Raw genomic sequence first — 26,851 nt, 5'->3', positions numbered from 1 at the left:
ATTTCTCCGGTCAAGCCGCATCGCGGCGGGTAAGCACCTTGTCAATCAAACCGTATTCTGCCGCTTCGTCAGCAGAAAGGAAATTGTCACGGTCGGTGTCCTTTTCGATCCGTTCCAGCGGTTGACCGCTGTGTTCGGCCATGATCCGGTTCAAACGGTCGCGGATGGAGAGGATTTCCTTGGCGTGGATGGCGATATCCGAGGCCTGGCCCTGGAAGCCACCGAGCGGCTGGTGAATCATGATGCGCGAATTGGGCAGCGCGAAGCGCTTGTTCTTGGCGCCGGCGTTGAGCAGGAAGGCGCCCATCGAGCACGCCTGGCCAATGCACAGCGTCGACACGTCGGGCTTGATGAACTGCATGGTGTCGTAAATCGACATGCCAGCCGTCACCGAGCCACCCGGCGAGTTGATGTAGAAGTAAATGTCCTTGTCCGGGTTTTCCGCTTCAAGGAACAGCAATTGGGCGACGACCAGATTGGCGCTGGCGTCGTTAACCGGGCCGACAAGAAAGATCACCCGCTCTTTCAACAGGCGGGAGTAGATGTCGTAAGAGCGCTCGCCACGGCCGCTCTGTTCTACCACCATCGGGATGAGGCCCAGTGCTTGCGGATCCCAGTTGCTTGCGTTGTCGATATTCATGTCAGCCCTTGTTGGTTACGTTACAGACGTTTGTTGTTTTTGTGACGTGCCGGAAATTACTGGTTCTGGCCCATCAGTTCATCAAAAACGGCAGCCTTGTCGGTGACCTTGGCCTTGCCCAGTACCCATTCAACCACATTGTTCTCGATTGCCACACCTTCCACTTCGCCGAGGCGTTGCGGTTGGGCGTAGTACCAACGGATGACTTCTTCCGGATGCTCGTAGCTCTGGGCGGTTTCTTCGACCATGGCGCGAACTTGTTCCGGCGTTGCCTGCAGCTTTTCCGTCTTGACGACTTCAGCAAGAACCAGGCCAAGGGTGACGCGGCGCTTAGCCTGGTCGGCAAACCATTCCGGCTGGATCGGGAAGTCCTTGGTCTTCATGCCGCGCTGTTCCATATCCTGGCGGGCAGCCTGCATCAGGCGCTGGACTTCCATTTCGATCAGGGCGCCCGGTACGGCAATCGGGTTGGCCTTGAGCAGGGCTTCCATGACCTGATCCTTGAGCTTGGCTTCAATGCGCTTCTTCACTTCGCGCTTCAGGTTGGCTTCGATCTCGGCCTTCATCTTGGCGACGTCGCCGTCGGCAATGCCCATGCTGGTCGCGAACTCGGCGTCCAGTTCCGGCAGGACCGGGGCTTGCACCTGCTTGACGGTGATGTCGAACTGAACCGTCTGGCCGGCCAGATCCTTGGCGTGGTAGTCAGCCGGGAAAGCCAGGTCGAAAGTCTTCGATTCGCCAGCCTTGGCGCCTTCGACGGCATTTTCGAAATCAGGCAGCATCTGGCCCTGGCCGAGCACGAACGGGTAATCCTTGGCTTCACCGCCAGCGAACGGGACGCCGTCCTTCTTGCCGAGGAAGTCGATGACAACACGGTCTTCCTTGGCGGCGGCGCGGTCGGCGTCGGCGTAGGAAACGCGCTGCTTGCGCAGGATGTCCAGGGTCTTGGTGATTTCGGCTTCGCCGACTTCGAGGACCGGACGCTCGACTTCAGCGGTTGACAGGTCACCAGGCACGAATTCCGGGTAGATTTCGAAGGTGGCAGCGAATTCGATGTGGGTCGTGCTTTCGGTGGTCTTCGGCTCGATGCGCGGATAGCCGGCAACGCGCAGCTTCTGGGCGGTCACGGTTTCGCCGAAGACGCGGTCGAGTTGTTCGGAGAGGATTTCGTGACGAGCCTGGTCGCCATACTGCTGCTTGACGATGTGGAGCGGCACCTTGCCCGGACGGAAGCCCGGCATCTTGATGTTCTTGCCCATGCGCTTCAGGCGCTGGTCCATTTCCTTCTCGATATCGGCAATGGCGATGGAGAGGTCGACGCTACGTTCGAGTTCGTTAGCTTGTGCAGTGGTTGCTTCCATGAGAATTCCTTGTGACTACAGAGCCGAAAAATAAAGCTGTCAATTCTATCACGGTGGATCAAACTGACAGCAGTTGCATTCGTTCGCAGCAATTGAAGAAGAAGTTGTAGACAGCGCTTTCAGAAGTTCGTACAATGCGCGCCTTCGCTCAGCGGCGGCTGTAGCTCAGTTGGTAGAGTCCCGGATTGTGATTCCGGTTGTCGTGGGTTCGAGCCCCATCAGTCGCCCCAGAATTTAAACGAGAACCCCTTGATTCGTCAGGGGGTTTTTCGTTTATGGGTTTCCTCACCACTCCCTTCCGGTTTACCCTGCTTGGGTTCTCAGGGGGACGCGATCTTCGCGGTCTAACGCGTCAATTTACAGATGGGTTTGCCGGGCGCTTACCGCATTCCCCGGTAAAACGCGATGAACCTAAAAAAATGCCTGTCATCGCAACGATGACAGGCATTTCCTGCTATTGAAAACTGGCTTTTAACAAGTCTGCGCAGGCTGATTCCTGTTTGGGGACTTATTTGCCGCCAGTGACTTTGCAACCGCCCACTGTGTTGCCGGCACAGGGTACGGAATGCTCTCGGTTAATCAGCCATTTGCCACCGATCAGGATCATTTCTAGGGTCTTTTGTGTAACGTCCTTGTACTGTGTTGAGTAATAGGTCTGGCGGAAGCGTGCGGTCGCTCGGTCTTGTCCGTCGAGATGGACGTCAATGTCCTGGATGTCGATCTGGATGTTGTCACGGCTTGAGATTCGGGCGCGACGAAGTTGCGCCCAGTCTTCGCGGGCCAAGCCACCGTCAGGCGTGAAGGTAGGGGCATAGAAAGCAACGTAGCTCGAATAATTTTTTGCCTTCCATGCAGCCGACCATGCGCGAATCTGACTACTTACCACCTGTTCTTGACCCGTGGCTAGGGTAGGCATTGGTGCGGCCGGTTTAATATTGAGTTGGCTCATTGCTCGAGCATTAAGGGCTTCACGATCCGAAGCGAAAGTGCCGATCGAGTCGTTCGGGCAGAGTTGGCTGGCATCGACAACTGCTAGTTCACTGCTTTCCGGGTCGCGTGCTTCGAGCTTTTGCAGGCCGAGGTATTCAAGCAGGGTGCCCATGCCAGCATAGGTACGCAGATAGGCAAGACTAAGGTCGGTGTCGGCGTTTACCGCATTGCGGCGGGCACTGAGCAATTCGTTTTCGGTGTCAAGTAGGTCGAGCAGGGTGCGTTGGCCGACGTTAAACTGGTCGCGGTAAGCATCGCGGGTTTTTTCCAGCAGGCTGACTTGGGTGGCCAGATAGTTAGACTGTTCTTTCAGGCGCAGCACATCGTTATAAGCAATCGATAAGGTTTGACGGGTATCGCGGCAAGCTTTTTCGCGTAGGTCGAGCGCAATGTTCTTGCGTTCGGCATACTGCTTTTCACGAGCTCGATCCGATCCTCCGTTGAATATATTCCAGTTGACGACCAGTTCGGCTACATTCTGGACCCGATTTCCGTCAACTCCAAGATAGTTGTTGATGTGGTCGGTCCGTGCACGGAAATCAAGCTTCGGCATATAGGCTGCACGCCGTACTTCCATGTCGTTCTGAGCTGCTTCGATATTCTCAATCGCGGCGAGAAGGGTCGGGTTTTTCTTGTACAGGGTCTCTTGCGCAGCCTTCTGGCTGGCAGGTAAGCCGTTGCTCAACTGAGCGGGCGGAATAACCGAGCCCGGCGGCTGACTGTTGACAAGACGTTGGTAGCGTGCAGTCACATCATGCAGGTTGGCTGTTTCTGTTGTTAGATTGATTTCGGCCAAGGCTAAACGGCTACCTGCTTGCTCAAGGTCGACGCGGCGACCGACGCCGGACTGAGTACGACGAATCAGTTGTTCGTGCGTAGCCTTGTGCTGGACGTAGTTATCTTCCGCCAGATTGACCAGGAAGCGATAGCGAAGTACGTCCAGGTAGGCGCGGGTCGCCTCAAGGGCGATATTCTCGGATGCGTCGAGCAGTTCGTAGTAGCGGACCAAGCGTGCCTTATCCAGGCGCTTAACCTCGCTGTGGGTGGCAAAGCCGTCGAACAGTATTTGATTAAGGCTGAGGCCGTAGTTACTGCGGGTGTAGTTATTGCTTTGATCAGCCGGTGGCTGTTTCAAGCTTTCACGCCCGGTGCCGGCTGTCAGATCAATCCGAGGCAAAAAAGCGCCACGTGCAACGCCGACTTCTTCTTCGGCAGCCTTCAGATTGTGCCATTTCGAAGTGACTTCCGGGCTGCTCAGCACGGCCTGCTGCGCAACCTCCTTCAGTGTGGCCGGCGCGCCGCTCGGGGCCGCAGCAGAGAACAATGGAAAGGTGGCGAGCAAGGCAAGCAGAATTGCGTTTTGTTTCATGAGTATTTAGTCCTGAGTAATGTTGTGGCGTGTTCAGTCGGTCAGCAGCTTGCCGTTCTGCAGCAGGTTCTGGATGATCTGTGTATCCGAAAGGGTACCGTTATGGGAAAGATCGACACCATAGAGAACGATTTCCTGTGTTACGGCGCCACCGGTGCCGATCGGCTTGATGTCGATGGTCGTGTTGCCTCCCGATGTCGTGAAGTGCAGGTAATTGCCCAAATTGCCGACATCGCTATCCATATGGAACTCGTTTTGCAGCAGGTCGCGCAGGTCGAGTATGTCGCCGTTGTTGAAGTCTGCAACGATATCGATCGCTGGTGCTTTAGCTGTGCCCTGATCGGCATACTCCCAGCGGAAAACGTCGCTGCCAGCATTGCCGAACAGGATATCGTTACCGGCACTGCCGATCAGAATATCAGAGCCATTACCACCGTTGAGTTGGTCGTTGCCAGTACCTGCACGGATCAGGTCGTTACCGTCCCCTGCGGTCAGGACATCGTCACCGGCGTAGCCGTAGAGACGGTCGCTACCGGCTGTGCCAGTCAATGTATCGTTGCCTGTACTGCCTTCCTGAATGCCGGTGTGGCTGGCCGGGTTGTTGATCAAATTGAGATCAAGCAGCGTGAAGTCGTTGCTCGTGTGGCTCAGACCCTGGCTGTCGGTAGCCGTGATGCTGTAGCTATTGCCGACAGTAAGATCAATCAACGAGGACTGGTCGACATAGACAGTACCGAGCAACTCGTTGATCGCCAGGTTGCTGATCGTGCCGCCTGGTGTTGCCGAGGTGATCGTCAGTACTGATTCTGTGCCCAAGAAGCTCGGCGTATCGACAACACTAATGACTAGGCCGAGTTCGTGCGCAAGTGCTTGCGATGCCGCGAGATGGTCGGTGCCGACGGTCAGGAAGGAGGTGTACTTGATTTCTACCTTGCTCAGGTTGCGATTTGCATCGAAAGCTGTGAAGGCTTGGTGCGTGCTAATGTCGATCAGGTTGAGCGTTGATAGGCCAATGATGCCCAGCAGATTGCCGCTAGTGTGGATGTCTGTATCCGGTGCGACGTTGATCGGATTGACCGTGCCGTCGAAACGTACTGCACCTTGGACCCTGTCGCCATCACCATCGACCAGCGTGAAATCGACCTTGGTGTATTGCAGCTTGCTCATTGGGGTGCCCGGTGTATAGCTATAGCTGGCATTCTCCATGTTGATCGAAATCCACTCGCCGTTGGCCGTTTGGATGGAAAGGGTGTGGGTGACGCCGTTGTAACTGTAGGACGAAGCCGAACTCGATGAGCCCGAGCGGCTGACGGTATTCGATTCGGCGTTGTACGTATAGGTGTAGTCGCCGACACCGATCGTGGCGACATGGCCACCATCCGCACCAAACAGGCCCAAGCTGCCTGAACTCGCCGAGTGGATCGCGGCGGCGGTGACGACTGGCGAGTCGTCTTGGATGCTGACGGCCAGATCGGCAACGCTGCTGTTGCCGGCGCGGTCGGTTGCTTGCACGCCGATATTGAAGGTCTTGCTGTCTTCACTCGTTGTATTCGGGTGGTCAATCCCGTGCAACAACTGCACCTGGTATTTGTAATTGCCGTTGTCGTCGATTAGCTTGACGATGATCGCAACTTCACCATTTGCACTGCCGATGTGTCCGACCAGTTGCTGACCGGAGGCGTCGAGTGTCCAAACGATAGTGGCGCCGCCCGCGGTAAGGGTTTCAGCTGGCGCGACAAGGGTCAGCTTGACGCTGTTGTCATCCGTGACAGTCAATGTGCCGCTGGCCGTCGATTTGTCGGTAGTGTCAGGCTTGCCGACGTTGTCCGGAAGGCCGATCACGGCGATGCCTTCTTCCGAAACAATGGCGCCGGACGAATCAATGCTGAGGGTGGGGCGGGTCGTATCCACCATGTAGGTCAGGCTGGTGTCAGCTGAGGCTTGATTACCTGCCTTGTCAGTCGATGTCACCTTGGCATCAATAGTGTGGTTAGGATCGGCAACCAGTTCTTTGCCCGGGACATCGATACTGAAGCCGAGGGTGGTCGGGTTGCGCTGAATGACGCTGGTCAGGTAATCGTGACCATTGATGTTGACGATAATCGGGTCGCCGAGCTTGGCATCCCCACCGACGGTACCGGTGACAGCAATGGCAGGGGCGGTCGATTCGGCGAGATTGATGAAGCCGTCGCCAGCAAAATTGGCGTCGAGTGCAATCCAAGGCTGTGGCGGTGTCAGGTCAAGCGTATAGGTCAGGCTGGTCTGGTCGGTGGCGGTATTGCCAGCCTTGTCAGTTGTCGTGACGCGGGCTTCAATGGTCAAGTCGGCATCAGCCTTCAACTGGTTGCCCGGGACATCGACGCTGAAGCCCAAGGTGCCTGGCGCGCGCTGGATGACCGTGGTCAGGTAGTCGTGGCTGTTGATCGTGACGATGACCGAATCGCCGAGCTTGACGTCGCCACCTACGGTACCGGTTACTGCAATCGCGGTGGCAGTCGATTCGGTGAGGTTGATGATGCCGTCGCCAGCGAAATTGGCGTCAAGCGCAATGGTCGCACTCGGCGGCAGGATGTCGAGGGCGTAGGTCAGGCTGGTGTCGATGGTGGCGCTGTTGCCGGCCTGGTCGGTGGTGGTGACCTTCGCTTCGATGGTGAGATCCGGGTCGGCAACCAGTTCCTGGCCCGGGACGTTGACACTGAAACCGAGCGTGGTGGCGTTGCGCTGGATGACGGTGGTCGTGTAGTCGTGGCCGTTGATGCTGACGATGACCGCGTCGCCGAGCTTGACGTCGCCGCCGACGGTACCGGTCACGGCAATCGCGGCCGCGGTGGATTCGGCGAGGTTGATGATGCCGTCGCCGGCAAAGTTGGCATCGAGCGCGATGGTGGCGGCGGGCGGCGTGGTATCGACGGCGTAGGTCAGGCTGGTATCCACGGTAGCGCTGTTGCCGGCCTGGTCGGTGGCGGTGACTTTGGCCTCGATGGTGTGGTCGGCGTCGACCGCCAGTTCATGGCCAGGGACATCGACGCTGAAACCGAGCGTCGTCGCGTTGCGCTGGATGACGGTGGTCGTGTAGTCGTGGCCGTTGATGCTGACGACGATAGCGTCGCCGAGCTTGGCGTCACCGCCGACGGTGCCGGTCACGGCGATGGTGGCCGCCGTGGATTCGGCGAGATTGATGATGCCGTCGCCGGCGAAATTGGCGTCGAGCGCGATGGTCGGGCTGGGCGGCGCGGTATCGACGGCGTAGGTCAGGCTGGTTTCTACGGTGGCGCTGTTGCCGGCCTGGTCGGTGGCGGTGACCTTGGCCTCGATGGTGTGGTCGGCGTCGGCCTTGAGTTCTGCCCCCGGCACATCGACGCTGAAACCGAGGGTGGTCGCGTTGCGCTGGATGACGGTGGTCGTGTAGTCCTTGCCGTTGATCGTGGCGACGACCGTGTCGCCGAGCTTGACGTCGCCGCCGACGGTACCGGTCACGGCAATCGCGGCCGCAGTCGATTCGGCGAGATTGATGATGCCGTCGCCGGCGAAGTTGGCGTCGAGTGCGATGGTCGGGCTGGGCGGCGTGGTGTCGACGGCGTAGGTCAGGCTGGTGTCGACGGTAGCGCTGTTGCCGGCCTGGTCGGTGGCGGTGACCTTCGCTTCGATGGTCTGGTTGGCGTCGGCCTTGAGCTCGGCACCCGGCACATCGACGCTGAAGCCGAGCGTCGTCGCATTGCGCTGGATGACGCTGGTCGTGTAGTCCTTGCCGTTGATCGTGACGACGACCGTGTCGCCGAGCTTGGCGTCGCCGCCGACGGTGCCGGTCACGGCAATCGCAGCGGCGGTGGATTCGGCGAGATTGATGATGCCGTCGCCGGCGAAATTGGCGTCGAGTGCGATGGTCGGGCTGGGCGGCGTGGTGTCGACGGCGTAGGTCAGGCTGGTGTTGTTGCTGATCTGGTTGCCGGCGCCATCGCTGGTCGTGATGCGCGCATCAATGGTGTGGTCGGTATCGGCCTTGAGATCGGCGCCCGGGACATTGACGCTGAAGCCGAGCGTCGTCGCATTGCGCTGGATGACGCTGGTCGTGTAGTCCTTGCCATTGACGCTAACGACGACGCTGTCGCCGAGCTTGACATCGCCGCCGACGGTGCCGGTGACGGCAATCGCGGTCGCGGTGGATTCAGCGAGATTGATGATACCGTCGCCGGCGAAGTTGGCGTCGAGCGCGATGGTCGCTTTCGGCAGGTCGGTCGCCAGGCGGTAATCCTGGGTGTCGAAGGCGGTAGCGCTGTTGCCGGCGGCGTCGGTCGTCGTCACCTTGGCGTCGACGATACGGTCGCCGTCGGCGGCGAGATCGGCGCCCGGGACATCGACCGAGAACTTGCCGCCGGCGAGAACGGAGCCGGTAAAGTTCTTGCCATTGACGGTCACGGTCACCGTATCGCCGACATTGAAGGCGCCGCTGACGGTGCCGGTCACCGGAATCGCGGCCATCGTCGATTCGGCCTTGTTGACGATGCCGTCGCCGGCAACATTGGCGTCGAGGCTGATGGAAATGGCCGGCGGATTGGTGTTGACCGTGTAATTTTGCGTGTCGAGCGCGGTGGCGGTGTTGCCGGCGGCGTCGGTCGTCGTCACCTTGGCGTCGACGATACGGTCGCCGTCGGCGGCGAGATCGGCGCCCGGGACATCGACCGAGAACTTGCCGCCGGCGAGAACGGAGCCGGTGAAGTTCTTGCCGTTGACGGTGACGGTCACGGTATCGCCGACATTGAAGGCGCCGCTCACCGTGCCGGTCACCGGGATGGAGGTCGTGGTGGATTCGGCGAGATTGACGATGCCGTCGCCGGCAACGTTGGCGTCGAGGCTGATGGAAATGGCCGGCGGATTGGTGTTGACCGTATAGTTCTGCGTGTCGAGCGCGGTGGCGGTGTTGCCGGCGGCGTCGGTCGTCGTCACCTTGGCGTCGACGATGCGGTCGCCGTCGGCGGCGAGATCGGCGCCCGGGACATCAACCGAGAACTTGCCGCCGGCGAGAACGGAGCCGGTAAAGTTCTTGCCATTGACGGTGACGGTCACCGTATCGCCGACATTGAAGGCGCCGCTGACGGTGCCGGTCACCGGAATCGCGGCCATCGTCGATTCGGCCTTGTTGACGATGCCGTCGCCGGCAACATTGGCGTCGAGGCTGATGGAAATGGCCGGCGGATTGGTGTTGACCGTGTAATTTTGCGTGTCGAGCGCGGTGGCGGTGTTGCCGGCGGCGTCGGTCGTCGTCACCTTGGCGTCGACGATGCGGTCGCCGTCGGCGGCGAGATCGGCGCCCGGGACATCAACCGAGAACTTGCCGCCGGGGAGAACGGAGCCGGTAAAGTTCTTGCCATTGACGGTCACGGTCACCGTCTCGCCGACATTGAAGGCGCCGCTGACGGTGCCGGTCACCGGAATCGCGGCCATCGTCGATTCGGCCTTGTTGACGATGCCGTCGCCGGCAACATTGGCGTCGAGGCTGATGGAAATGGCCGGCGGATTGGTGTTGACCGTGTAATTTTGCGTGTCGAGCGCGGTGGCGGTGTTGCCGGCGGCGTCGGTCGTCGTCACCTTGGCGTCGACGATACGGTCGCCGTCGGCGGCGAGATCGGCGCCCGGGACATCGACCGAGAACTTGCCGCCGGCGAGAACGGAGCCGGTGAAGTTCTTGCCGTTGACGGTGACGGTCACGGTATCGCCGACATTGAAGGCGCCGCTCACCGTGCCGGTCACCGGGATGGAGGTCGCGGTGGATTCGGCGAGATTGACGATGCCGTCGCCGGCAACGTTGGCGTCGAGGCTGATGGAAATGGCCGGCGGATTGGTGTTGACCGTATAGTTCTGTGTGTCGAGCGCGGTGGCGGTGTTGCCGGCGGCGTCGGTCGTCGTCACCTTGGCGTCGACGATGCGGTCGCCGTCGGCGGCGAGATCGGCGCCCGGGACATCGACCGAGAACTTGCCGCCGGCGAGAACGGAGCCGGTGAAGTTCTTGCCGTTGACGGTGACGGTCACGGTGTCGCCGACATTGAAGGCACCGCTTACCGTGCCGGTCACCGGGATGGAGGCCGCGGTGGATTCGGCGAGATTGACGATGCCGTCGCCGGCAACGTTGGCGTCGAGGCTGATCGCAATCGCGGGTGGCGTCGTGTTGACCGTGTAGTTTTGCGTGTCGAGCGCGGTCGCAGTGTTGCCGGCGGCGTCGGTCGTCGTCACCTTGGCGTCGACGATACGGTCACCGTCGGCGGCGAGATCGGCGCCGGGCACGTTGATCGAGAACCTGCCGCCGGCGAGGACGGTACCGGTGAATTCCTTGCCGTTGACGGTGACGGTCACGGTGTCGCCGACATTGAAGGCGCCGCTGACGGTGCCGGTGACCGGAATGGCGGCGGCTGTCGACTCGGTCTTGTTGACGATGCCGTCGCCGGCAACGTTGGCGTCGAGGCTGATCGCAATCGCGGGTGGCGTCGTGTTGACCGTGTAGTTTTGCGTGTCGAGCGCGGTCGCAGTGTTGCCGGCGGCGTCGGTCGTCGTCACCTTGGCGTCGACGATACGGTCACCGTCGGCGGCGAGATCGGCGCCGGGCACGTTGATCGAGAACCTGCCGCCGGCGAGGACGGTACCGGTGAATTCCTTGCCGTTGACGGTGACGGTCACGGTGTCGCCGACATTGAAGGCGCCGCTGACGGTGCCGGTGACCGGAATGGCGGCGGCTGTCGACTCGGTCTTGTTGACGATGCCGTCGCCGGCAACGTTGGCGTCGAGGCTGATCGCAATCGCGGGCGGCGTCGTGTTGACCGTGTAATTCTCGACGGCTTGGGCGGTACCGATATTGCCGGCCGCGTCGCTGGTGGTGACCACGACTTCGACGATATGGTCGAAGTCGGCGGTGAGGTCGGCGCCGGAAACGTCGACCGAGAACTTGCCGCCGGCCTGCACGCTAGTCGTGAATTCCTTGCCGTTGACGGTCACGGTCACGGTGTCGCCGACATTGAAGGCGCCGCTGACGGTGCCGGTCACGGGAATCGCGGCCGCCGTCGATTCGTTCTTGTTGACGATGTCGTCGCCGGCAATCAGGTCGATGTCCACGCTGATTTGCGGCGGTGCGACGTCGATCGCGAGATCGACCTTGGCATGCGTGACGTTGCCGGCGCTGTCGGTCTCGGTGACGTCGGCCTGGTCACTGGTGTTGTTCGGGATGTTCTGGCTCGGCGTGACGCTCCAGGTGCCGTCGGCCTTGACCGTGGTGCTCAGGGTTTCGCCGGTACCGGGCATGACGACGACGATGCTCGAGCCGGGCTCGCCGGTGCCGGAGATGGTCGGCGTTTGGTCGTTGGTGATGCCGTCGCCCTTGGTGCCGCTGTCGGAGGCGGGGTCGAGCTGCGCGCTCAGGGTCGGGGCGATGCTGTCCACCGAGCCGCTGTCGCTGCCGCTGCCGGTATTGCCGGCGGCATCGACGCCGCTGGCGACGACTGTATAGTTGCCCTGGCCGAGCGGGGCGGGGACGTCGACGGCGAAACTGCCATCGCCCTTGACCGTGGTGCTCACTGTCTGCACCAGGCCAGCGCTGTCGGTGATGCTCAGGGTGATGACGCTGCCCGGTACCAGTTCGGTCTGGCCGGTGATGGTCGGCGTGGTGTCGTTGGTGTTGTCGGGTGCATCGACGGTCAGCGCGAAGGTCGAGGTCAGGATCGGGGCGCCGCTGCCAGCCAGGTTGCCGCTCCGGTTACCCGTGGCGTCGAATTGATAGCCGCTTGCTCCGCCCACGGTTTCGGCGATGCGCAGCAGTTCGACAAAGGTATGGCCTTCATTGCCGCTACCGGAGACACCGCCTGCGGCTGGTGCGTCTTCGTCGAGTAGCGTATCGAGGTTGCTGCCGCTGCTCAATGCCTTGGCGATTTTCTGAAAACCCTTCTTGTTAATGCTGAGCGCGCTGTCGGTGGCATCCGGCTTGTTCATGGCGGCTACTTCGCTATCGAGTTTGGCTGGTAGTCCCGGCCGCACGGCAAGATCACGACCGTCGGCTAGCTTCAGCATAGCTTCCGAACCGTCAGTTGCACTGACGGTTTCACCTTCGCGGATGACATCGCCCGTCTTGAGGCGGCGGGTGTTGCCGGCGCTGTCGCGGGCAAAGGCTGCACCAGTGAGGGAAGTCACTCTTGCGATGATTTGAGCTTGGGCCATCTTGATACTCCAGACACTGAATTGATATTGGGAAGGCTATGCAGCATTGACCGATGTGGTTTGCATCGGATGTTGCGTACAGTCTTCGAATCTGTTCTGCCGGGTTTTCCGGCTCATGCAGGCAACTGTGCCAAGCCGGCAAATGCTGGTCGGGCGAGTCGGATATGAAACTGTTGCGTCGGCAAGGAGGTCTTTGAACATTTTTTCCGTTTTATTGCGTGGTTCTATGCTTGTGTTTTCATTTTATCCAAATAAATCATAAAAACCACCGGCTTAGCGGGGAATGTTTTCTTCTTCATCATTTTTTTTTCGCTTTATCGATGCTTTGCTTTTTATATAACCGATAAAAAACAGGTTGTTAGGAGCTGTTTCCAGACTTGTTTTCGTGTGTTCGTGAAAAATTGTTATTTGTTCACATTTGTTGCGTTTCAAGCTGATTTGTCGGCCTGGCGGTGCCGCTCGTAAGCTTGTGCCTGCGCGGGCTTGCCTGCTTCGGGGGGGGCGATGGACAATCGGTCTTCGTTCCGTCGGCGCCCGTGTTGGCGGGAGAACCGATTGGAGTATGCGTATGACTGGGTCTGACCTTCCTGCCGTTTTTGCCTCTTTGCAGCCGTCGACCGTCTGGCGGCATTTTGCGCAGCTCTGCGCGATTCCTCGCGCCTCGAAGGCAGAGGCTGCACTGCGTGCCGAACTGTGGGCATGGGCGGCGGCGCGTGGCCTGGCGACGACGGTCGATGCGGTCGGCAACCTGCTTATTTGCAAGCCAGCCAGTGCTGGCTGCGCTCATGCGCCGGGCATCGTCTTGCAGGCGCATCTCGACATGGTTTGCCAGAAGAACGCCGAAACAGTGCACGATTTTGCGCGCGACCCGATTGCGCCCGTTCTGCGCGATGGCTGGTTGCTTGCCGAGGGCACGACCCTGGGTGCCGACAACGGGATCGGCGTTGCGCTGATGCTGGCTGTGCTGGAGGATGCGGAGATCGTGCATGGCCCGCTCGAAGCCTTGTTCACGGTCGATGAAGAGGCCGGCATGGGCGGAGCGCGCGGCCTGGCGCCCGATTTGCTGCAGGGCAGTCTGATGCTCAATCTCGATACCGAGGAATGGGGCGAGTTCTATCTCGGCTGTGCCGGCGGGCTCGATGTCAATGTCGCACGAGCCGGGCTGCCGGCGCCGTTGCCGGCAGGCTGGGAAGGTTGGCGTATCGAACTGGGTGGTCTGCGCGGCGGCCATTCCGGGGTCAATATCCATGAAGGGCGTGGCAACGCGATCAAGCTGCTGGTGCGCGTGCTGCGCGAGCTTGAGCAGGAATTCCCGCTGCGGCTGGCCAGTCTGTCGGGCGGTACGGCGCGCAATGCGCTGCCGCGCGAAGCGGTGGCAATTCTGGCGCTGCCAGTTGGGAAACTGGTAGCGCTCGAAGCCTGTCTGGGCGAAATCGAGGCGGAGCTGCGCCAGGAGTTGTGCGGCGTTGATGATGGCGTTTGCCTGAGTCTGGTCGCTTGCGATGTCGTAGAACTGCTGGCGCCGGCCGAGCAGACGGTCTGGCTGGCTTCGCTGCATGCTGCGCCGAATGGCGTGCGCCGGATGAGCCGGGCCTTGCCTGGCGTGGTCGAGACTTCGAACAATCTCGGCATGATCGATGTGCAGCCGGCCGGCGGCAGTTGCAATTTCATGCTGCGTTCGCTGCAGGATAGCGGCAGCCTGGCGCTGGCCGCGGAGATCAATAGCCTTTTTGCCCTTTCCGGCACGTCGACCGAACAGAGCGACTATTACCCGGGCTGGACGCCAAACCCGGCTTCGCCGCTGCTCGCGCTGTGTCAGCAGGTCTATCGCCGCGAGTTCGAGGCCGAATCGAGCGTTCAGGTGATCCACGCCGGACTGGAATGCGGCATTATCGGCGCCAAATATCCAGGGCTGGACATCGTTTCCTTCGGCCCGACCATTCGCGGCGCGCACGCGCCGGGCGAGGCGGTCGAGGTGATTGCGGTCGAGCGTTGCTGGCACTTGTTGCGGGCCATCCTGGCCGGTGCTACGTGTATGCCGAGTTTGAATTAGCCGGATATCGGGGAACTGGCTTGGCTCTTCGCGCAGGTGCGGCAAACTCTGTAGGAGTGCTTTCATGGGAAACCTATTATCGTAAGGGCTCACTGCAGCTTGTTGCGCAGGATCTCCAGATAGTGGCGGGGGGAGAGCAGTGCCTGCGCGGCCCAGCCGATTAGCCGATAGTTGGTTTCCTGGAAAAAGCGTTCGAGCCGGCGCTGAACTGCATTGGCCTGGGCTTCTGTGTAGGTCTGTTCATCACTGCGTCCGTGTTGTCGGCGGGCGCGGTGTAGCATCAGGGCTTCATCCGCCTCTTTCTCCGCTTGTCGGGCAATGTCCAGTGAGCGGCGAGCTTGGGCGAATTCCGCCAAGGCTTGCTTTTTTGCGTTCAGGAGTCCAAGGCGGGTTTCTTTCAGTTGCGCTTCGGCTTCGCGTAGTTCTGCCTGTGCCGTCTGCAGTGCGGTCGTTTCTCCGGTAAAGGGGGGTAGATGTTGCTGAACCAGCAGGCCAAAGGAGTAACTGTTGGCTTTGGTGGCATCAACGGCATTGCTGGCACTGGCATTGTCGCGTCCCGACCAGTTGTAATTGCCAACCAGATCGACCTTGGGCAGGAACATGCCGCGTGCTGCACTAATCTTGTTGCGCGCAGCTTCGACGCGCTGCTGCGCGGCGCGCAAGGCAGGATGTTCGGCGAGTGTCTCGTCGGTACTTGGCGTCGCCTTTATTTCTGGCAGTGCAGGGGGGGGGGGGAGGCTGTCGGCGGCCTGTAGGCGCTCCTTTTCCGGTAACTCAAGGCCGATACTGACGGCTAGTTGGCCGGCCTTGCTTTCCAGCGTGGTTAGTTGTTGCAGGGCTTGTTGGTGCCGCTTGCCCGATTGCAGGCGGGCATTGCCGATGTCGAGACGACTCGCGATGCCGCGTTGGTAAGCCTTTTGGGTAGCCTCTTCGAGGCTGACATAGAGTTCTTCGAGATAAAGAAGGCTGCGATACTCTTCCTGCGCCTTGAGTAGGGCTGCATAGTCTTCAAGTACCTTGGAAAACTGCTTGACTTTTAGGTTTTCGTAGTCTTCGTGGGCAGCTTTCAGTTCCGAGTCGGCGGCCCGGTATCCTGCCTCTTGGCGTCCCCCCGAATAAAGGTTCAGGCTGCTTGAGAGCGCGGCGTAGGTGCCGTAGAAGGCGCTTTCCGATTGAACTACAGTACTGCCGATCAATGTGGCTTGTTTGCCCTCGTTGACATAGCGGGAGAATTGCATGGATAGGTCGAACTGTGGCAGAAAGGCACCGGACGCTCCGGCACGAGCAGCTTTTGCCTTGTCTACCGTGCCAATACCACGCTCCAGTACCGGAGAACTGAAGGCGGTGTGTTCTAGTGCCTGGTACAGGTTAAGTGCTCTCTCTTGAACGAGGGGGCGGGAGGCTGCTCCTGGGATATGTCCGTCTTCCGCTTTGGATGCGCTTGTTTCTGTGGATCCGGCGAGCGATATAGCCATGCTAAGCACCAACCGTCCGTCGGCATCGGCCACGCGACCGGGTAAAGTATTGTGCGTGCGACTGCCTGGCTGCGCAGCAACATCAAGTTGGCAGAGCACCAGGCAGGCACACGCAATCCTCGCCAGATACAGCGAGTTTGTCGGGTAATCGGTTCGAGACAAAGAAAAGAATCAGTAAATGGTCGCTGAATTGATTGTCAGGGCTGTGCCGAGTGCGGAACTGGCAACCCCGGCCTGAACGAATTCAAGAGCTTTGAGAGGCAGGTGTGCCGAGAAATCGGCCATGCTATTCGCCACCGTGTTGCCTCGCTGGGTGAGCAATGATGCGAGGTTGTCAGCGCTGCTTTGCGCCGGGTCGGAGCTTTTTTCGGCAAACTCCGCCATGATCTGAGCGAGACCTGGGTTATGCGTCTGGGTGGCAGTAATTGTTGTGGTCCCATTGCTGTGAGTGGTCACTGTGACGTTGTTGTCGCTCAGGCCAGTATTGTTCTGGACTAGCAGGTTGAGAGTCGCGGCACTACCCAGGATGCTACCTAGGGCGGCATTTGAACTGTCGGTAAGATCGGAGTCGATTTGCCAGGATTGCATGCTGCCTTGATACTGGATAATGGCATCTAGTTGGCCATCTGCAATCAGGGTTGTATGTGTACTCGATATTCCGGCCTGGCTGATCTGGCGCAATAGTTCGGTGTTTTGGTCAAGCGTTGAGAGGGGGGGGCTCAGGTTGGTCAAAGCAGTATTGATAAGTTCCATGATTGCCTCGTTGGTTCAATGACAGCGGTGCGTGCTTTTGGGGCCAGATGTGCTTGTCTGGCGGTCTTGTCGTCAGGTGTGATTGATGGTCAGAAGAGTGGTGCCGAAGGAGGATGTCGAATAGCTCAGGTCGTAAGTCGTGAGATTGATCAAGGCCGATTCCATTCCCTCTCCGGTCTGCTGCATGAATAGGCTGATGTCTTTGCCCAAGCCACTGACCTGCGGCGCCAGTACTTCGCTGACGTAGTGCATCATGACAAGGGCACCCGGTTCATGCGAAACCTGCTGGACTACGCTGGAAACGGTCCCGTCCTGACGGTAATTGGTGGTCACGGTGGTCACGGTCAGATCGGCCAAGTCCTTGCTGAGTTGGCTCAGCGCTTGGGCGCTGTCCACCAAGCTTGTTTCCACCAGTTCGTTGGTTCCTGCCAGTGCTGTGTCAAACAGACTGTTGGCTTCATCAGCGGCGCTGTCGATGAATGTTTCGACGGGGGCGGGTACTGCAGTCGGTGCACTTGTGCTGTCATTGGTAATTGCTTGCATGGCAGTATCGCTTGTACTGTTTCCGGCTGAGGTCAGGGTCTGAGTCAAGCCACCGAGAAGGTCGCCGAGAAAATTGGTCAGTGAACCAAGTAAGTCGCCTAATGCGCTCAATAATCCGCTTAGCATTCGCAGTGCATCCAAAAAATCGATCGGAAAATCTGGAAAAGGCCCGATCCGTTGGATCGGGCCTCCGTTTCTCTCGCCCGAGGGGTTACAGGGATGAGTTGGCCAGCAGACCGGCAGTACCGAGGCTAGCTGCGATCTGACCACCCAAGGCGGAAGTCAGGCCGGGCAGAGCGTCCGGCAGATGTGAGCCGAGGTTGGCCATGGCTTGTCCAGCACCATTGCCGACACCGGTCATCAGGCCGGCGATTCCTTGACCGATACCTTCCATCAAGGGGCCCAGCGTATTGCTGGCGTAAGCGGTCATGATGGCAGCACCACCATTGTGGCTAACCGCCTGAGTGTCTTGCAGCAGGTGGCCGGAAGCATCGTAAGTTTTTGCCGAGGATGCTTCTGTAAAGGAAATGGCAGTCGAGGCTACGCTGTTCATGGCTTCGGCGCTGCCCTGCATGGCGCTTTCTTCCAAGGCGGTTACACCCTCGAAGGTCGTTTGCAGCGTGGTGTTAACCATGGTGGTCATACCATCAAGCACGCTATTGACCAGCGTATTGGCGTTGGTTGCGGAAACGTTGCTCAGTGCGGACGAGTTGGCAGCAGTAGAGCTGAGGATCGAGTTGATGTCGTCAGCAGAAGTGCCGCTGCCAAACAAAGAGTCCAAAAGTCCCATTAGTATTTCTCCTTGGTAATTGATAGATGCAGGCTAAACAGAATTCCGTTCCCCGGTAGTCTGCAACCCTGGGTCCGGTGTGCGCCCCGAAAAGCTGCACCATATTAATTAGCAATAGCCATGCCAGATGATCGATTGCTTCGATTAAAATGAAAATTCCATATTGCTCAGTGGCTTATCTCGGACTGGGTCGGCAAGTAATGCGGGTGATCTGTTTTGTGTTACGGAACAAAGGGGAACAAGAGGCTGGTGTTACGTAACGTCGGGAGTCCAAAATGCCTTTGTTGGAGGTGTTTGCCGGAGGTTCGGACAGGCTACCTGCCGCAGAAGCGACTTATGCAGAGTGGAATTGCCCGGTCGCAAGGTTTATCGAATTGACAGACTCTCGCTGAGATTCTTCAGCAGGGGAGACAGAAAAAAATCGATGATGCGACGCTCTCCAGTCTTTACATCGACGCTGGCCGACATTCCTGGGCGCATTTGCATTTTTTTGCCGGCATAAGACAGGAATGTTTGTTCCGATTCGATCCAGGCGCGGTAATAGAGGCCTTGTTTGGCATCGCTTTCAGCATCTGGGCTGATCCAGGTGAGGCGTCCCGGCAAGATGCCGTACTGCATGAAGGGGAAAGCGTCGACCTTGATTTCGACGGATTGCCCGACTTTGACGAAGCCAGCATCTTGGTTCGCGACGCGGATTTCGACAATCAATGGTGCTAACTCAGGAACGATGGTCACCACATCCTGTTTTGGTGAAACTACTTCGCCTAGTGAGGCTACATTGACTGCCTGGACGATGCCGTCCACTGGGGCCCGCAGGCGCTGTGCGGCCAGTTCGTGTGAAACCTTGCTCCGACTTTCTTCCAGGGCGTAGCCCTGCTGCTGGGTGTTTTCCATCTGCTCAAGCAGGCGCAGGCGGCGTTCGGACTCGAGCCGGGCCAATGTTTCCCGGGCAGAAGTCAGGTGGGCACGCAGGGTCTCCTGCTTTTCGCGCAGCGATTCGAGCTCACCATGCTGGCCTAATCGATCACGCTCTGCCTGCAGGTATTCGTTGCGGGCGATGGCACCCATCTCGGCCAGGATTTTCGAGTTGGCTACCTGTTCGTCTGCAATGTTTACACTGTGTTCCTTGTGGGAGAGTAGTGCGGCTCCGGCGGCGAGTTCGGCTGCTGCTTCCTGTGTCGAGGCTTTGGCGATGCGCAACTGGCTGTGGTAAGCATCCATTTCTGCTCGCCATAGATTGCGCTGTGTGGCATCGCTTTCATCGGCGGTACTTGGGTCCGGCTTGTGGCCAGCCAGTTGTTCACGCAGCCGTCGCTGCCTGAATTCGTTTTGTACGATGTTTTTCTGGACGGCGATTTCGCTTGCTTCTAGAGGTTCGGTGTCGAGTTCGATCAAGGTGTCGCCAGCCTTTACCTGTTCGCCAACCTTGACCCGAATGGCTTTGACTACGCCGATCTGCAAGGGTTGGACCACTTGTAGTCGTCCATCCGGGATAAATCGCCCACCGGCTGTTGCAACCACGTTGATATGGCCGAAGTAGCTCCACAGCAGAGCGATGAGCAGGAGCAGGAGTAGCGACCAGAGGACCAGTCGCTTGTGCGGCGACGGCGGTATGTCCTGGATTTCCAGTAATGGTGGCAAAAAATCTTGTTCGAGGCGTTGCAGGGCCCGAACTCGTTGTTGTTCACGCCGTCTCTGATAAGCCAGGCGGAGTCGTGCAGGCCATCCGGTGGTAATTTGCCGAATCGACTTCATTGCAGGTTGTCCTCGTTGCAAAGAGAAGCGTAGATGCCGCCCTGCGCGAGCAATTCCTCATGGTTGCCGCGTTCGGCAACTTGGCCGTCATCCATAACCAGAATGATGTCGGCGTGACGAATCGCCGACAGACGGTGAGCGACCATGAAAACGGTGCGGCCGGCTGAAATACGTCCGAGATTAGCCTGGATGATGCGTTCAGACTGGTAATCGAGGGCGCTAGTCGCCTCATCGAAAATGAGGATGCGTGGATTGGTGAGTAGGGCGCGAGCGATGGCGATGCGTTGCCGCTGGCCGCCGGACAGTGATGAGCCGCGTTCGCCGACCAAAGTGTCATAGCCATCGGGTAGCTTGGCGATGAACTCGTCGGCTCCGGCCAGGGTTGCCACTTCGCGTATCCGTTCCAGCGCAATGTCGGGAATATGGATGGCGATGTTTTCACGAATGCTGCCGTTGAACAGGTAGTTTTCCTGCAATACGACGCCAATCTGACGACGTAGCCAGACTGGGTCGAGTTCTTTGAGGTCGATGCCGTCAAGCAGGATGTTGCCGTTATCGGGTAGATACAGTCGCTGCAACAGCTTGGCCAAGGTACTTTTGCCCGAGCCGCTACGGCCGACAATGCCGACAAAGGTGCCTGGCGCCACCTCGAGATTGATGTCGCGCACGACTGGCGGTGCATCGTGGCGGTAGCCAAAACGCAGCATTTGCAGACTGACTTGACCACGCAAGGGCGGCAGGTTGCTGCGAGCGGTGTTCAGGATGGGTTCGGCGGGGGTATTCATCAAGTCACCGAGGCGCTGGATGGAAACTCCAACCTGTTGAAAATGTTGCCAAGTTTGTACCATGCGAAGTACCGGTCCGGTGACCTGGCCTGCGATCATCTGGAAGGCGATCAGTTGCCCGACGGTTATCTCGCCGTCCAGCGCCAGGTTGACGCCGTACCAGAGTAGCAGCAGGGTAATCAGGCGTTGTACGGCCTGACCAAGCGAACCGACCACGCCGGCAAGCAGTTCGGTGCGGTAGGAGGCGGTGACGTAGCGCGCGAGCAGACTTTCCCAGCGTCGGTGCATCTGGTTTTCCAAGGCCATGGCTTTGACCGTCAGAATGCCGGTGATGGCCTCAACCAAGAAGGATTGGTATTCGGCTCCGCGGTCGAAGCGCTCCGAAAGCCGTCGGCGTAGGGCAGGAAAGGAAATCAGCGAAAGGCCAGCCAGCAGAGGCAGGGTGCCCAGGACCATCACGGTTAGCTGGACGCTGTAAAGCAGCATGACAAAGACGAACACTCCGAGAAAGAGAGTGTCGATGAGTGCCATCATGCTGGAGCCGGTGAGAAACTGTCGAATGCTCTCCAGTTCTCGCACGCGGGCCACGGTGTCGCCTACCCTGCGTTCCTCGAAGTAGCGTAGCGGAATGTGCAGCAAGTGGTTGAACAATCGGGAGCTCAGGGTGACATCGATGCGGTTCGTGGTGTGGGTCAGCAACTGCACCTTCAGGATATTCAGCACGCCCTCGAAGACCACCACTAGCAGCATTCCGAAAGCCAGGACATTGAGGGTTGAAACCGAGCGGTGCACTAGCACCTTGTCGATGACGAGTTGCGTGAACAGTGGTGTGGCGAGCGCGAAAAGCTGGATGACGAAAGCGGCCAGTGCCACTTCCAGCAACACTTTGCGATATTTTTTGACGACAGGCAGAAACCAGGCCAGGCCGAAACGACGGTTGGGGTCATCCCAGCTTAGGCGGGGCTTGAGCAATACTAGGCGTCCCGTCCAGATGCTTTCGAACTGGGGTTGGGTGGCAAGCAACGGTTGCCCCTTGCGCGGTTCCACCAGTACGACACGGTCTGCTTCGACGCGTGCTACGACAAGGAAGTCGCCATTGCTAAGCTCGGCTATGACAGGGAAGGTCTGGCGCTTGAGATCGCTCCAAGTGAAGGAGGCAACCTGCACTCTGAATTCCCGGTGGCGCGCAATGAGTTGGAGATCTGCTGCGCTGACCGGGCGCTGCTCGAAGCCCTCGCTAACGGCCAGTAGTTCAGGATCGCATGGTCTCAGGTGAAAAGCGGAAATCAGGCAAAAGGCATAGATTCCCGAGTGGGCGCGCATTTCGGGCGAGGCTTTTGCGGCTGCTTCCGCTTCGCCTTTGGTCAGTTGTGCTTGTGCGGTGTTTTCGGTTTTTTCGGTGGTTTCAGGTACCTCCTGAGAGTCGTTAGCAGCCAAAATTATCCCCGTCATTCTTGTTCAGGATCAGGTGTTCATAGAGGCGGTATTTGCGCATTTTTTCCCACAGCACCTTGCGGCTGATACCCAGTGCAGCAGCCGTGACCTGGCGCTGCCAGCCGTGGGCTTCAAGTTGGGATAGAACGCGTTCACGCTCGTTGATGTCGCGGGAAGACCAGTCACGGGCAGGCGATTGAGTGGTGTCGACAGTCTCGTTTCGGTGGCGCTGCAGGATGGGCAGTAACTGCTTGGCATTCCACTCGCCGGTTGCGTGGTGGGTGATGGCAATACGTTCCGCAAGGTTGATCAGTTCTCGGACATTGCCCTGATAGCGCAACTGAGACAGTTCTACCAGCAGCCATTCAGGGGGGGGGGTGAAAGGGTGATTGTTGCGTTCGGCCACCTGTTTGAGTACCGACTCGAAGATGGCTCGCTTGTCTTGCGCGCCGCGTTCTTCAAGGTTGGGGAGACGGAACAACAGCACGGCAACGCGGAAATAAAGGTCGGCGCGAAAGCTACCTTGTTCTGCCATCTGGCGCAGGTCGCGGTTGGTGGCTGCAACCAGGCGAAAATCGACTGCAAGCGGGGCGTGCGAACCAAGTCGGGTGACCGTACGTTGTTCGAGGACGCGCAGCAATTTGACTTGCTGATGGATGGGGAGTTCGCCTAGTTCATCGAGAAACAGGGTTCCTCCATGAGCCTGTTCCAGATAGCCGGCATGGTTGCTCGTGGCGCCCGTGAAGGCGCCCTTCATATGTCCAAAGAATTCGGATTCGAAAAGTCCGTCTGGGATGGCACCACAGTTGACCGAGACGAAAGGACCCCGGTTACGCTTTTCGTTGCCCCGGTGCAACGCATAGGCGATCAGTTCCTTACCGGTGCCAGTTTCTCCCTGGATTAGCGCGTTGGCCTCGCTGTTGGCGTAGAGCGCCACTTCTTCCAGTAGATTGTGCATCACTTTTGATCGGGCCACGATGCCACGAACCGGGAGGTTTTCGACCGTGGTGTGTCCTTTGAATACTATTTGCCGCGACAAATCCATTTATTTCCCCGGCCGTGTTTCGTTTGCGGTTGGATCGGCTGTCGCAATATGAAACAGGGTTCCAACTCCATCAATGTGCGTACCACATGACTTGTCACTATCGTTTATCTGTATTTTCATCACATTTTTGTGGTTGATGTATTAATTTAATTATATTTTGTTTTATCTCAAATGGGAGAGGCTTGTTTCATTTGTCGCGTCATGGTTTGTCCAAAATCTTGCTGAAAATGTGCTATTTGTTGTCGTTTCGTGGCGACATTCCGTGGTTTTGTGGTTTTTAAGTTAAAAAAACTGACAATTTGATAGCTAATTGTGACGTTTGGTTGTTTTGTTCGTATTGCTCATTTTTTCAAATAAAATGACATTGGTATATATGTTGGGTGGCTGAGATGGCTGCTCTATCTGCGATAGTGTCCGGCAGGTGAAGATTTGTCGTGAAATGTTGCCTGTCATCCGACCTTGTCGATGAAGGTGGCTGCCATGCCTGCGTTGGTATCAATCAGGTGTCTGAGAAAAGCGACAAGTTTTTAATTTTTACAATTGAGTGATGGTGCTGAGTGAAGGTGGTGCGTACCGTGAGTTTGTTAATATGACAAAAGTGAATTATTTAAAAAAATTGATTATTGATATGCTATGGCGGTTTCTAAATTGGAAGGTGAGTGCCGTGATGCTGCGAATTGAACTCGCCAGGCAGAGTCGCCTCTGCGATTTCGGACGGCAGGACAACTGATAGCCTTGCTCAACCCACGGCCGCATAGTGGCTTGATTGAGGAGCAAGGGCATGACAAGAAGGAAATGGTGGAATCACTCGCCGGAGTTCAAGACCGAGGTGGCGATTGCCACCTCGCGAGGCGACAAGACGCAGGTCGAGTTGGTCCAGCAGTTTGATCTCCATCCCAACCGGATCATGGACTGGGAAATACAGTTACTGGAGCGCTCGTCGCAAGTCTTCGGCAACAGCGGGGCCAAAGCTGACTCACCAGACACCGCGGCGATGTGGCTGATCGCTCTTCGCCAGCGCGGGACTCCACCTTGCCGCTGCAGCACATCCGCCACGTGTTTCTTGCAAACGCCTTGCGGCCGGCAGAGCGATTAGGTTGCTAACGTTGCAATCTGCTGTTTACAATAGATTTATTTTGAAATTCGCACCCGAAACACAATGATGTGGGTAAAGCTCCGGGCACAGTCAGGGGTGATTTAGCCGACGATAAATTGGTTTGCAGCAGATAGATTCAACTGGCTCTTTAAATCATCAAGGGAAATCCCCCGGCTATGCCGGGGTGGCAGTAGAAGTTTGACTTTTACGGGAGCCCATCGATGAAACTTCCAGAGTGAGCCGCCAAGCACACTCGATAAAGGGAATTTTACGATGGACGAGTTTGAGAGCCTAAGTCACAGTCGGTGGGAGTGTAAATACCATGTGGTGTTCATTCCGAAGTGCCGGAGGAAGACGGTGTATGCGAGGTTGCGTGCGCACCTTGGGGAGATTTTTCGGCAGTTGGCGCAGCGTAAGGAGTGCCGGATTTTGGAAGGGCTCCTGATGTCAGATCAAGTTCACATGTTGATTGCGATCCCGCCGAAGTATGTGGTGTCACAGGTGGTGGGGTATATGAAGGGTAAGAGTGCGATCCACATAGCCCGAGTGTACGGGGAGCGAAAGCGCAACTTTGTTGGTTAGCACTTCTGGGCTAGAGGATATTTCGTGTCGACGGTTGGGCGAGATCAAGAGAAGGACGAGTGTTTGGATCAGTTCAATCTCGTGTGGCCGATTGGGTGCCAGTGGATGGCGCCAAGAACTCGGGGCCGCGTTAGCGTCCCCGCATAGCCGCTGTGAGCGGCTCACATAATGAAGTCCCCCGGTTCTGCCGGGGGATTGTTGCTTCAGCGGCCGCGCAGCGCCTCGCGGCGGGCCAGGCCGAGCTTGGTCGAGCGTTCCATCTTTTGCACGAAGGCCGGGAAGTCGAGGCCGAACTTGGCGCGCAGTTCCTTGGCGTAGTTGTGCAGCCAGCGCCAGCGCGGCTCGAAGTAGAGTTCGCGGAAAGCGTAAAGCACATGGTTGCCGTCGTCGGGCACCGAGATGACGATGACCTGGTCGTCGAAGACGTGCATCGCCTCGCCGATCAGGCCGGCGTAGGTTTCCTTCTCGCCGGCCAGGTTGATGACCAGTACGCCGTTGCCGGCCAGCTTGGCGTAGGCGTTTTCGAAAAACTCGCGGTTGGCCAGGCTGGGCGCGAAACCGGTCTTGTCGAAGGCGTCGACCAGTAGCACGTCGATGCCCTTTTCGGCGTTTTCGATGAATTCGGCGCCATCCGCCTCGATGATCTGCAGGCGTTCGTCGTCGGCCGGCACGGCAAAGGCGTCGCGCAGGGCGATCACGTCGGGATTCAACTCGACCGCGGTCAGGTGCGTGCCGGGCATGCGCTGGTAGCAGAACTTGATCAGCGAGCCGCCGCCCAGACCGATCAGCACGATGCGTTTCGGGCGCGGCTGGAAAAGCAGAAATGCCATCATTTTCTGCGTGTACCGCAAGGCGAGGTCGTGCGGCGCCTTGAGCGACATTTCGCTCTGCATCAGGCGCACGTTGAAGTACAGGAAGCGTGACTTGCCGTTGTCGATGACGAAGGGCTTCGGGTAGCTCTCGTCGAGCAACTGGGCGCGCAACTCGCCTTCGCGCGCCCAGCCCGGTTCGAGCATGAGCACGGTGCCCGTTTCGATCTCGAACGGGCTGGGTATTTCGAAAAGCTTGCTCAAGCTGCCTGCTTATTCCGGCAGGTCTTCGGCGCGCAGCAGGAAGACGTATTCGTCGCCGGCTTCGGTGTCGAGCCAGATGAAGGGCAGGTTGGGGTAGGCGGCTTCGAGCGCATCGCGGTTGTGGCCGATTTCGACGACCAGGATACCGTCTTCCGTCAGGTGCTTTTTCGCTTCGGCGAGAATGATGCGCGTGAAGTCGAGACCGTCTTCGCCCGAGCCGAGCGCCAGTTCCGGCTCATGCAGATACTCCGGCGGCAGGCGGTCGACCGATTCGGCATTGACGTAGGGCGGGTTGGAGATGATCAGGTCGTAGCGCTTGCCGGCCAATTTGGTGAAGGCGTCGGACTGGATGATGTTGACCCGGTCGTTCAGGTGGTAGTCGGCGACGTTGCGCTCGGCGACGGAAATCGCGTCTTCCGAGAGGTCGACCGCATCGACGTCGGCTTCCGGGAAGGCGAGCGCGGTCAGGATGGCGAGGCAGCCGGAGCCGGTGCACAGGTCGAGTGCCGAGTGGATGGCCCACGGGTCTTCGATCCACGGCGTCAGTTGTTCCTGCAGCAGTTCGGCGATGAAGGAGCGCGGCACGATGACGCGCTCGTCAACGTAGAAACGGTGTTCGCCCAGCCAGGCTTCGTTGGTCAGGTAGGCGGCCGGCAGGCGTTCTTCGCAGCGGCGGCGGAAGACGCCGAGCAGGGTTTCGCGTTCGCCGGGCAGCAGACGGGCGTCGAGGAAGGGTTCGAGGCGGTCGAGCGGCAGGTGCAGCGTGTGCAGCGTCAGGTAGACGGCTTCGTCCCAGGCGTTGTCGCTGCCATGGCCGAAAAACAGTTGCGCGGCATTGAAGCGGCTGACCGCATAGCGGATGAAGTCGCGAATGGTGATGAGTTCGCTGCGGGCGGCGGGATCGGTCATTT

Annotated in this window: 15 protein-coding genes, 1 tRNA gene and 1 pseudogene; 4 read left to right on the top strand and 13 right to left on the bottom strand. The window is 58.6% G+C overall.

What is annotated here, in order from left to right:
• Positions 1 to 10: 10 nt before the first annotated feature.
• Both clpP and tig read right to left on the bottom strand, forming a co-directional pair.
• Positions 11 to 640 carry an ATP-dependent Clp endopeptidase proteolytic subunit ClpP gene (clpP, locus tag KI612_RS12805; protein ID WP_226440465.1) on the bottom strand — a complete coding sequence of 210 codons (630 nt, stop codon included), beginning with the start codon at positions 638 to 640 and terminating at the stop codon, positions 11 to 13.
• Positions 641 to 696: 56 nt separating this feature from the next.
• Complete coding sequence (gene tig / locus KI612_RS12800; RefSeq protein ID WP_226440464.1) at positions 697 to 2,001, bottom strand: trigger factor; 1,305 nt, start codon at positions 1,999 to 2,001, stop codon at positions 697 to 699.
• A gap of 154 nt (positions 2,002 to 2,155) precedes the next feature.
• Here tig and KI612_RS12795 point away from each other — a divergent pair.
• Positions 2,156 to 2,231, top strand: a tRNA-His gene (locus KI612_RS12795).
• 278 nt (positions 2,232 to 2,509) lie between these two features.
• On the opposite strand, the gene KI612_RS12790 is transcribed toward KI612_RS12795, so the two are convergent.
• Both KI612_RS12790 and KI612_RS12785 read right to left on the bottom strand, forming a co-directional pair.
• On the bottom strand, positions 2,510 to 4,360 hold the full coding sequence (locus KI612_RS12790; RefSeq protein WP_226440463.1) for a TolC family outer membrane protein: 1,851 nt from the start codon (positions 4,358 to 4,360) through the stop codon (positions 2,510 to 2,512).
• A 33-nt stretch (positions 4,361 to 4,393) separates the two neighbouring features.
• Positions 4,394 to 12,556: a retention module-containing protein gene (locus KI612_RS12785; RefSeq protein ID WP_226440462.1), complete on the bottom strand. Its 8,163-nt coding sequence runs from the start codon at positions 12,554 to 12,556 to the stop codon at positions 4,394 to 4,396.
• Between the two features lie 568 nt (positions 12,557 to 13,124).
• On the opposite strand from KI612_RS12785, the gene KI612_RS12780 reads away from it, so the two are divergent.
• Complete coding sequence (locus tag KI612_RS12780) at positions 13,125 to 14,609, top strand: aminoacyl-histidine dipeptidase (RefSeq protein WP_226440461.1); 1,485 nt, start codon at positions 13,125 to 13,127, stop codon at positions 14,607 to 14,609.
• 89 nt (positions 14,610 to 14,698) lie between these two features.
• On the opposite strand, the gene KI612_RS12775 is transcribed toward KI612_RS12780, so the two are convergent.
• The 7 genes from KI612_RS12775 to KI612_RS12745 all read right to left on the bottom strand — a co-directional run bounded on the left by KI612_RS12775 (position 14,699) and on the right by KI612_RS12745 (position 23,189).
• Entirely contained in the window at positions 14,699 to 16,084 is a 1,386-nt protein-coding gene (locus tag KI612_RS12775; RefSeq protein WP_226440460.1) for a TolC family protein, read from the bottom strand.
• 171 nt (positions 16,085 to 16,255) lie between these two features.
• Positions 16,256 to 16,837: a hypothetical protein gene (locus KI612_RS12770; RefSeq protein ID WP_226440459.1), complete on the bottom strand. Its 582-nt coding sequence runs from the start codon at positions 16,835 to 16,837 to the stop codon at positions 16,256 to 16,258.
• 72 nt (positions 16,838 to 16,909) lie between these two features.
• Positions 16,910 to 17,380, bottom strand: a complete 471-nt coding sequence (locus KI612_RS12765) for a hypothetical protein (protein WP_226440458.1) — start codon at positions 17,378 to 17,380, stop codon at positions 16,910 to 16,912.
• 211 nt (positions 17,381 to 17,591) lie between these two features.
• The gene (locus KI612_RS12760; protein WP_226440457.1) at positions 17,592 to 18,170 is read right to left on the bottom strand and encodes a hypothetical protein; all 579 of its coding nucleotides are present in this window, start codon (positions 18,168 to 18,170) and stop codon (positions 17,592 to 17,594) included.
• 366 nt (positions 18,171 to 18,536) lie between these two features.
• Positions 18,537 to 19,925, bottom strand: coding sequence for an HlyD family type I secretion periplasmic adaptor subunit (locus KI612_RS12755; protein WP_226440456.1), 1,389 nt, complete (start codon positions 19,923 to 19,925; stop codon positions 18,537 to 18,539).
• Positions 19,922 to 22,147: a peptidase domain-containing ABC transporter gene (locus tag KI612_RS12750; RefSeq protein WP_226440455.1), complete on the bottom strand. Its 2,226-nt coding sequence runs from the start codon at positions 22,145 to 22,147 to the stop codon at positions 19,922 to 19,924. The genes KI612_RS12755 and KI612_RS12750 overlap by 4 nt, the downstream gene beginning before the upstream one ends.
• Positions 22,137 to 23,189: a sigma 54-interacting transcriptional regulator gene (locus tag KI612_RS12745; protein ID WP_226440454.1), complete on the bottom strand. Its 1,053-nt coding sequence runs from the start codon at positions 23,187 to 23,189 to the stop codon at positions 22,137 to 22,139. The genes KI612_RS12750 and KI612_RS12745 overlap by 11 nt, the downstream gene beginning before the upstream one ends.
• A 781-nt stretch (positions 23,190 to 23,970) precedes the next feature.
• Here KI612_RS12745 and KI612_RS19985 point away from each other — a divergent pair.
• Together KI612_RS19985 and tnpA are read left to right on the top strand one after the other, a co-directional pair.
• Complete coding sequence (locus KI612_RS19985) at positions 23,971 to 24,285, top strand: transposase (protein ID WP_450088461.1); 315 nt, start codon at positions 23,971 to 23,973, stop codon at positions 24,283 to 24,285.
• A gap of 273 nt (positions 24,286 to 24,558) precedes the next feature.
• A pseudogene (tnpA, locus tag KI612_RS12735) lies at positions 24,559 to 25,014 on the top strand (IS200/IS605 family transposase).
• Between the two features lie 56 nt (positions 25,015 to 25,070).
• Here the strand turns inward: tnpA and KI612_RS12730 are convergent.
• Both KI612_RS12730 and prmB read right to left on the bottom strand, forming a co-directional pair.
• Entirely contained in the window at positions 25,071 to 25,940 is an 870-nt protein-coding gene (locus KI612_RS12730) for a spermine/spermidine synthase domain-containing protein (RefSeq protein ID WP_226440453.1), read from the bottom strand.
• A gap of 9 nt (positions 25,941 to 25,949) precedes the next feature.
• Positions 25,950 to 26,849: a 50S ribosomal protein L3 N(5)-glutamine methyltransferase gene (gene prmB / locus KI612_RS12725; protein ID WP_226440452.1), complete on the bottom strand. Its 900-nt coding sequence runs from the start codon at positions 26,847 to 26,849 to the stop codon at positions 25,950 to 25,952.
• Between the last annotated feature and the right edge of the window lie 2 nt (positions 26,850 to 26,851).

It is taken from the genome of Quatrionicoccus australiensis, assembly GCF_020510525.1.
Lineage (GTDB): Bacteria > Pseudomonadota > Gammaproteobacteria > Burkholderiales > Rhodocyclaceae > Azonexus > Azonexus australiensis_B.
This window is presented reverse-complemented; position numbering and strand designations above follow the sequence as displayed.

Coding starts and splice junctions, on each gene's coding strand:
- prmB (WP_226440452.1), bottom strand. CDS start 26,849: ATGACCGATCCCGCCGCCCGCAGCGAACTCATCACCATTCGCGACTTC.
- KI612_RS12760 (WP_226440457.1), bottom strand. CDS start 18,170: ATGGGACTTTTGGACTCTTTGTTTGGCAGCGGCACTTCTGCTGACGAC.
- KI612_RS12765 (WP_226440458.1), bottom strand. CDS start 17,380: ATGCAAGCAATTACCAATGACAGCACAAGTGCACCGACTGCAGTACCC.
- KI612_RS12770 (WP_226440459.1), bottom strand. CDS start 16,837: ATGGAACTTATCAATACTGCTTTGACCAACCTGAGCCCCCCCCTCTCA.
- tig (WP_226440464.1), bottom strand. CDS start 2,001: ATGGAAGCAACCACTGCACAAGCTAACGAACTCGAACGTAGCGTCGAC.
- KI612_RS12780 (WP_226440461.1), top strand. CDS start 13,125: ATGACTGGGTCTGACCTTCCTGCCGTTTTTGCCTCTTTGCAGCCGTCG.
- KI612_RS12755 (WP_226440456.1), bottom strand. CDS start 19,925: ATGAAGTCGATTCGGCAAATTACCACCGGATGGCCTGCACGACTCCGC.
- KI612_RS19985 (WP_450088461.1), top strand. CDS start 23,971: ATGACAAGAAGGAAATGGTGGAATCACTCGCCGGAGTTCAAGACCGAG.
- KI612_RS12745 (WP_226440454.1), bottom strand. CDS start 23,189: ATGGATTTGTCGCGGCAAATAGTATTCAAAGGACACACCACGGTCGAA.
- KI612_RS12775 (WP_226440460.1), bottom strand. CDS start 16,084: ATGGCTATATCGCTCGCCGGATCCACAGAAACAAGCGCATCCAAAGCG.
- clpP (WP_226440465.1), bottom strand. CDS start 640: ATGAATATCGACAACGCAAGCAACTGGGATCCGCAAGCACTGGGCCTC.
- KI612_RS12785 (WP_226440462.1), bottom strand. CDS start 12,556: ATGGCCCAAGCTCAAATCATCGCAAGAGTGACTTCCCTCACTGGTGCA.
- KI612_RS12790 (WP_226440463.1), bottom strand. CDS start 4,360: ATGAAACAAAACGCAATTCTGCTTGCCTTGCTCGCCACCTTTCCATTG.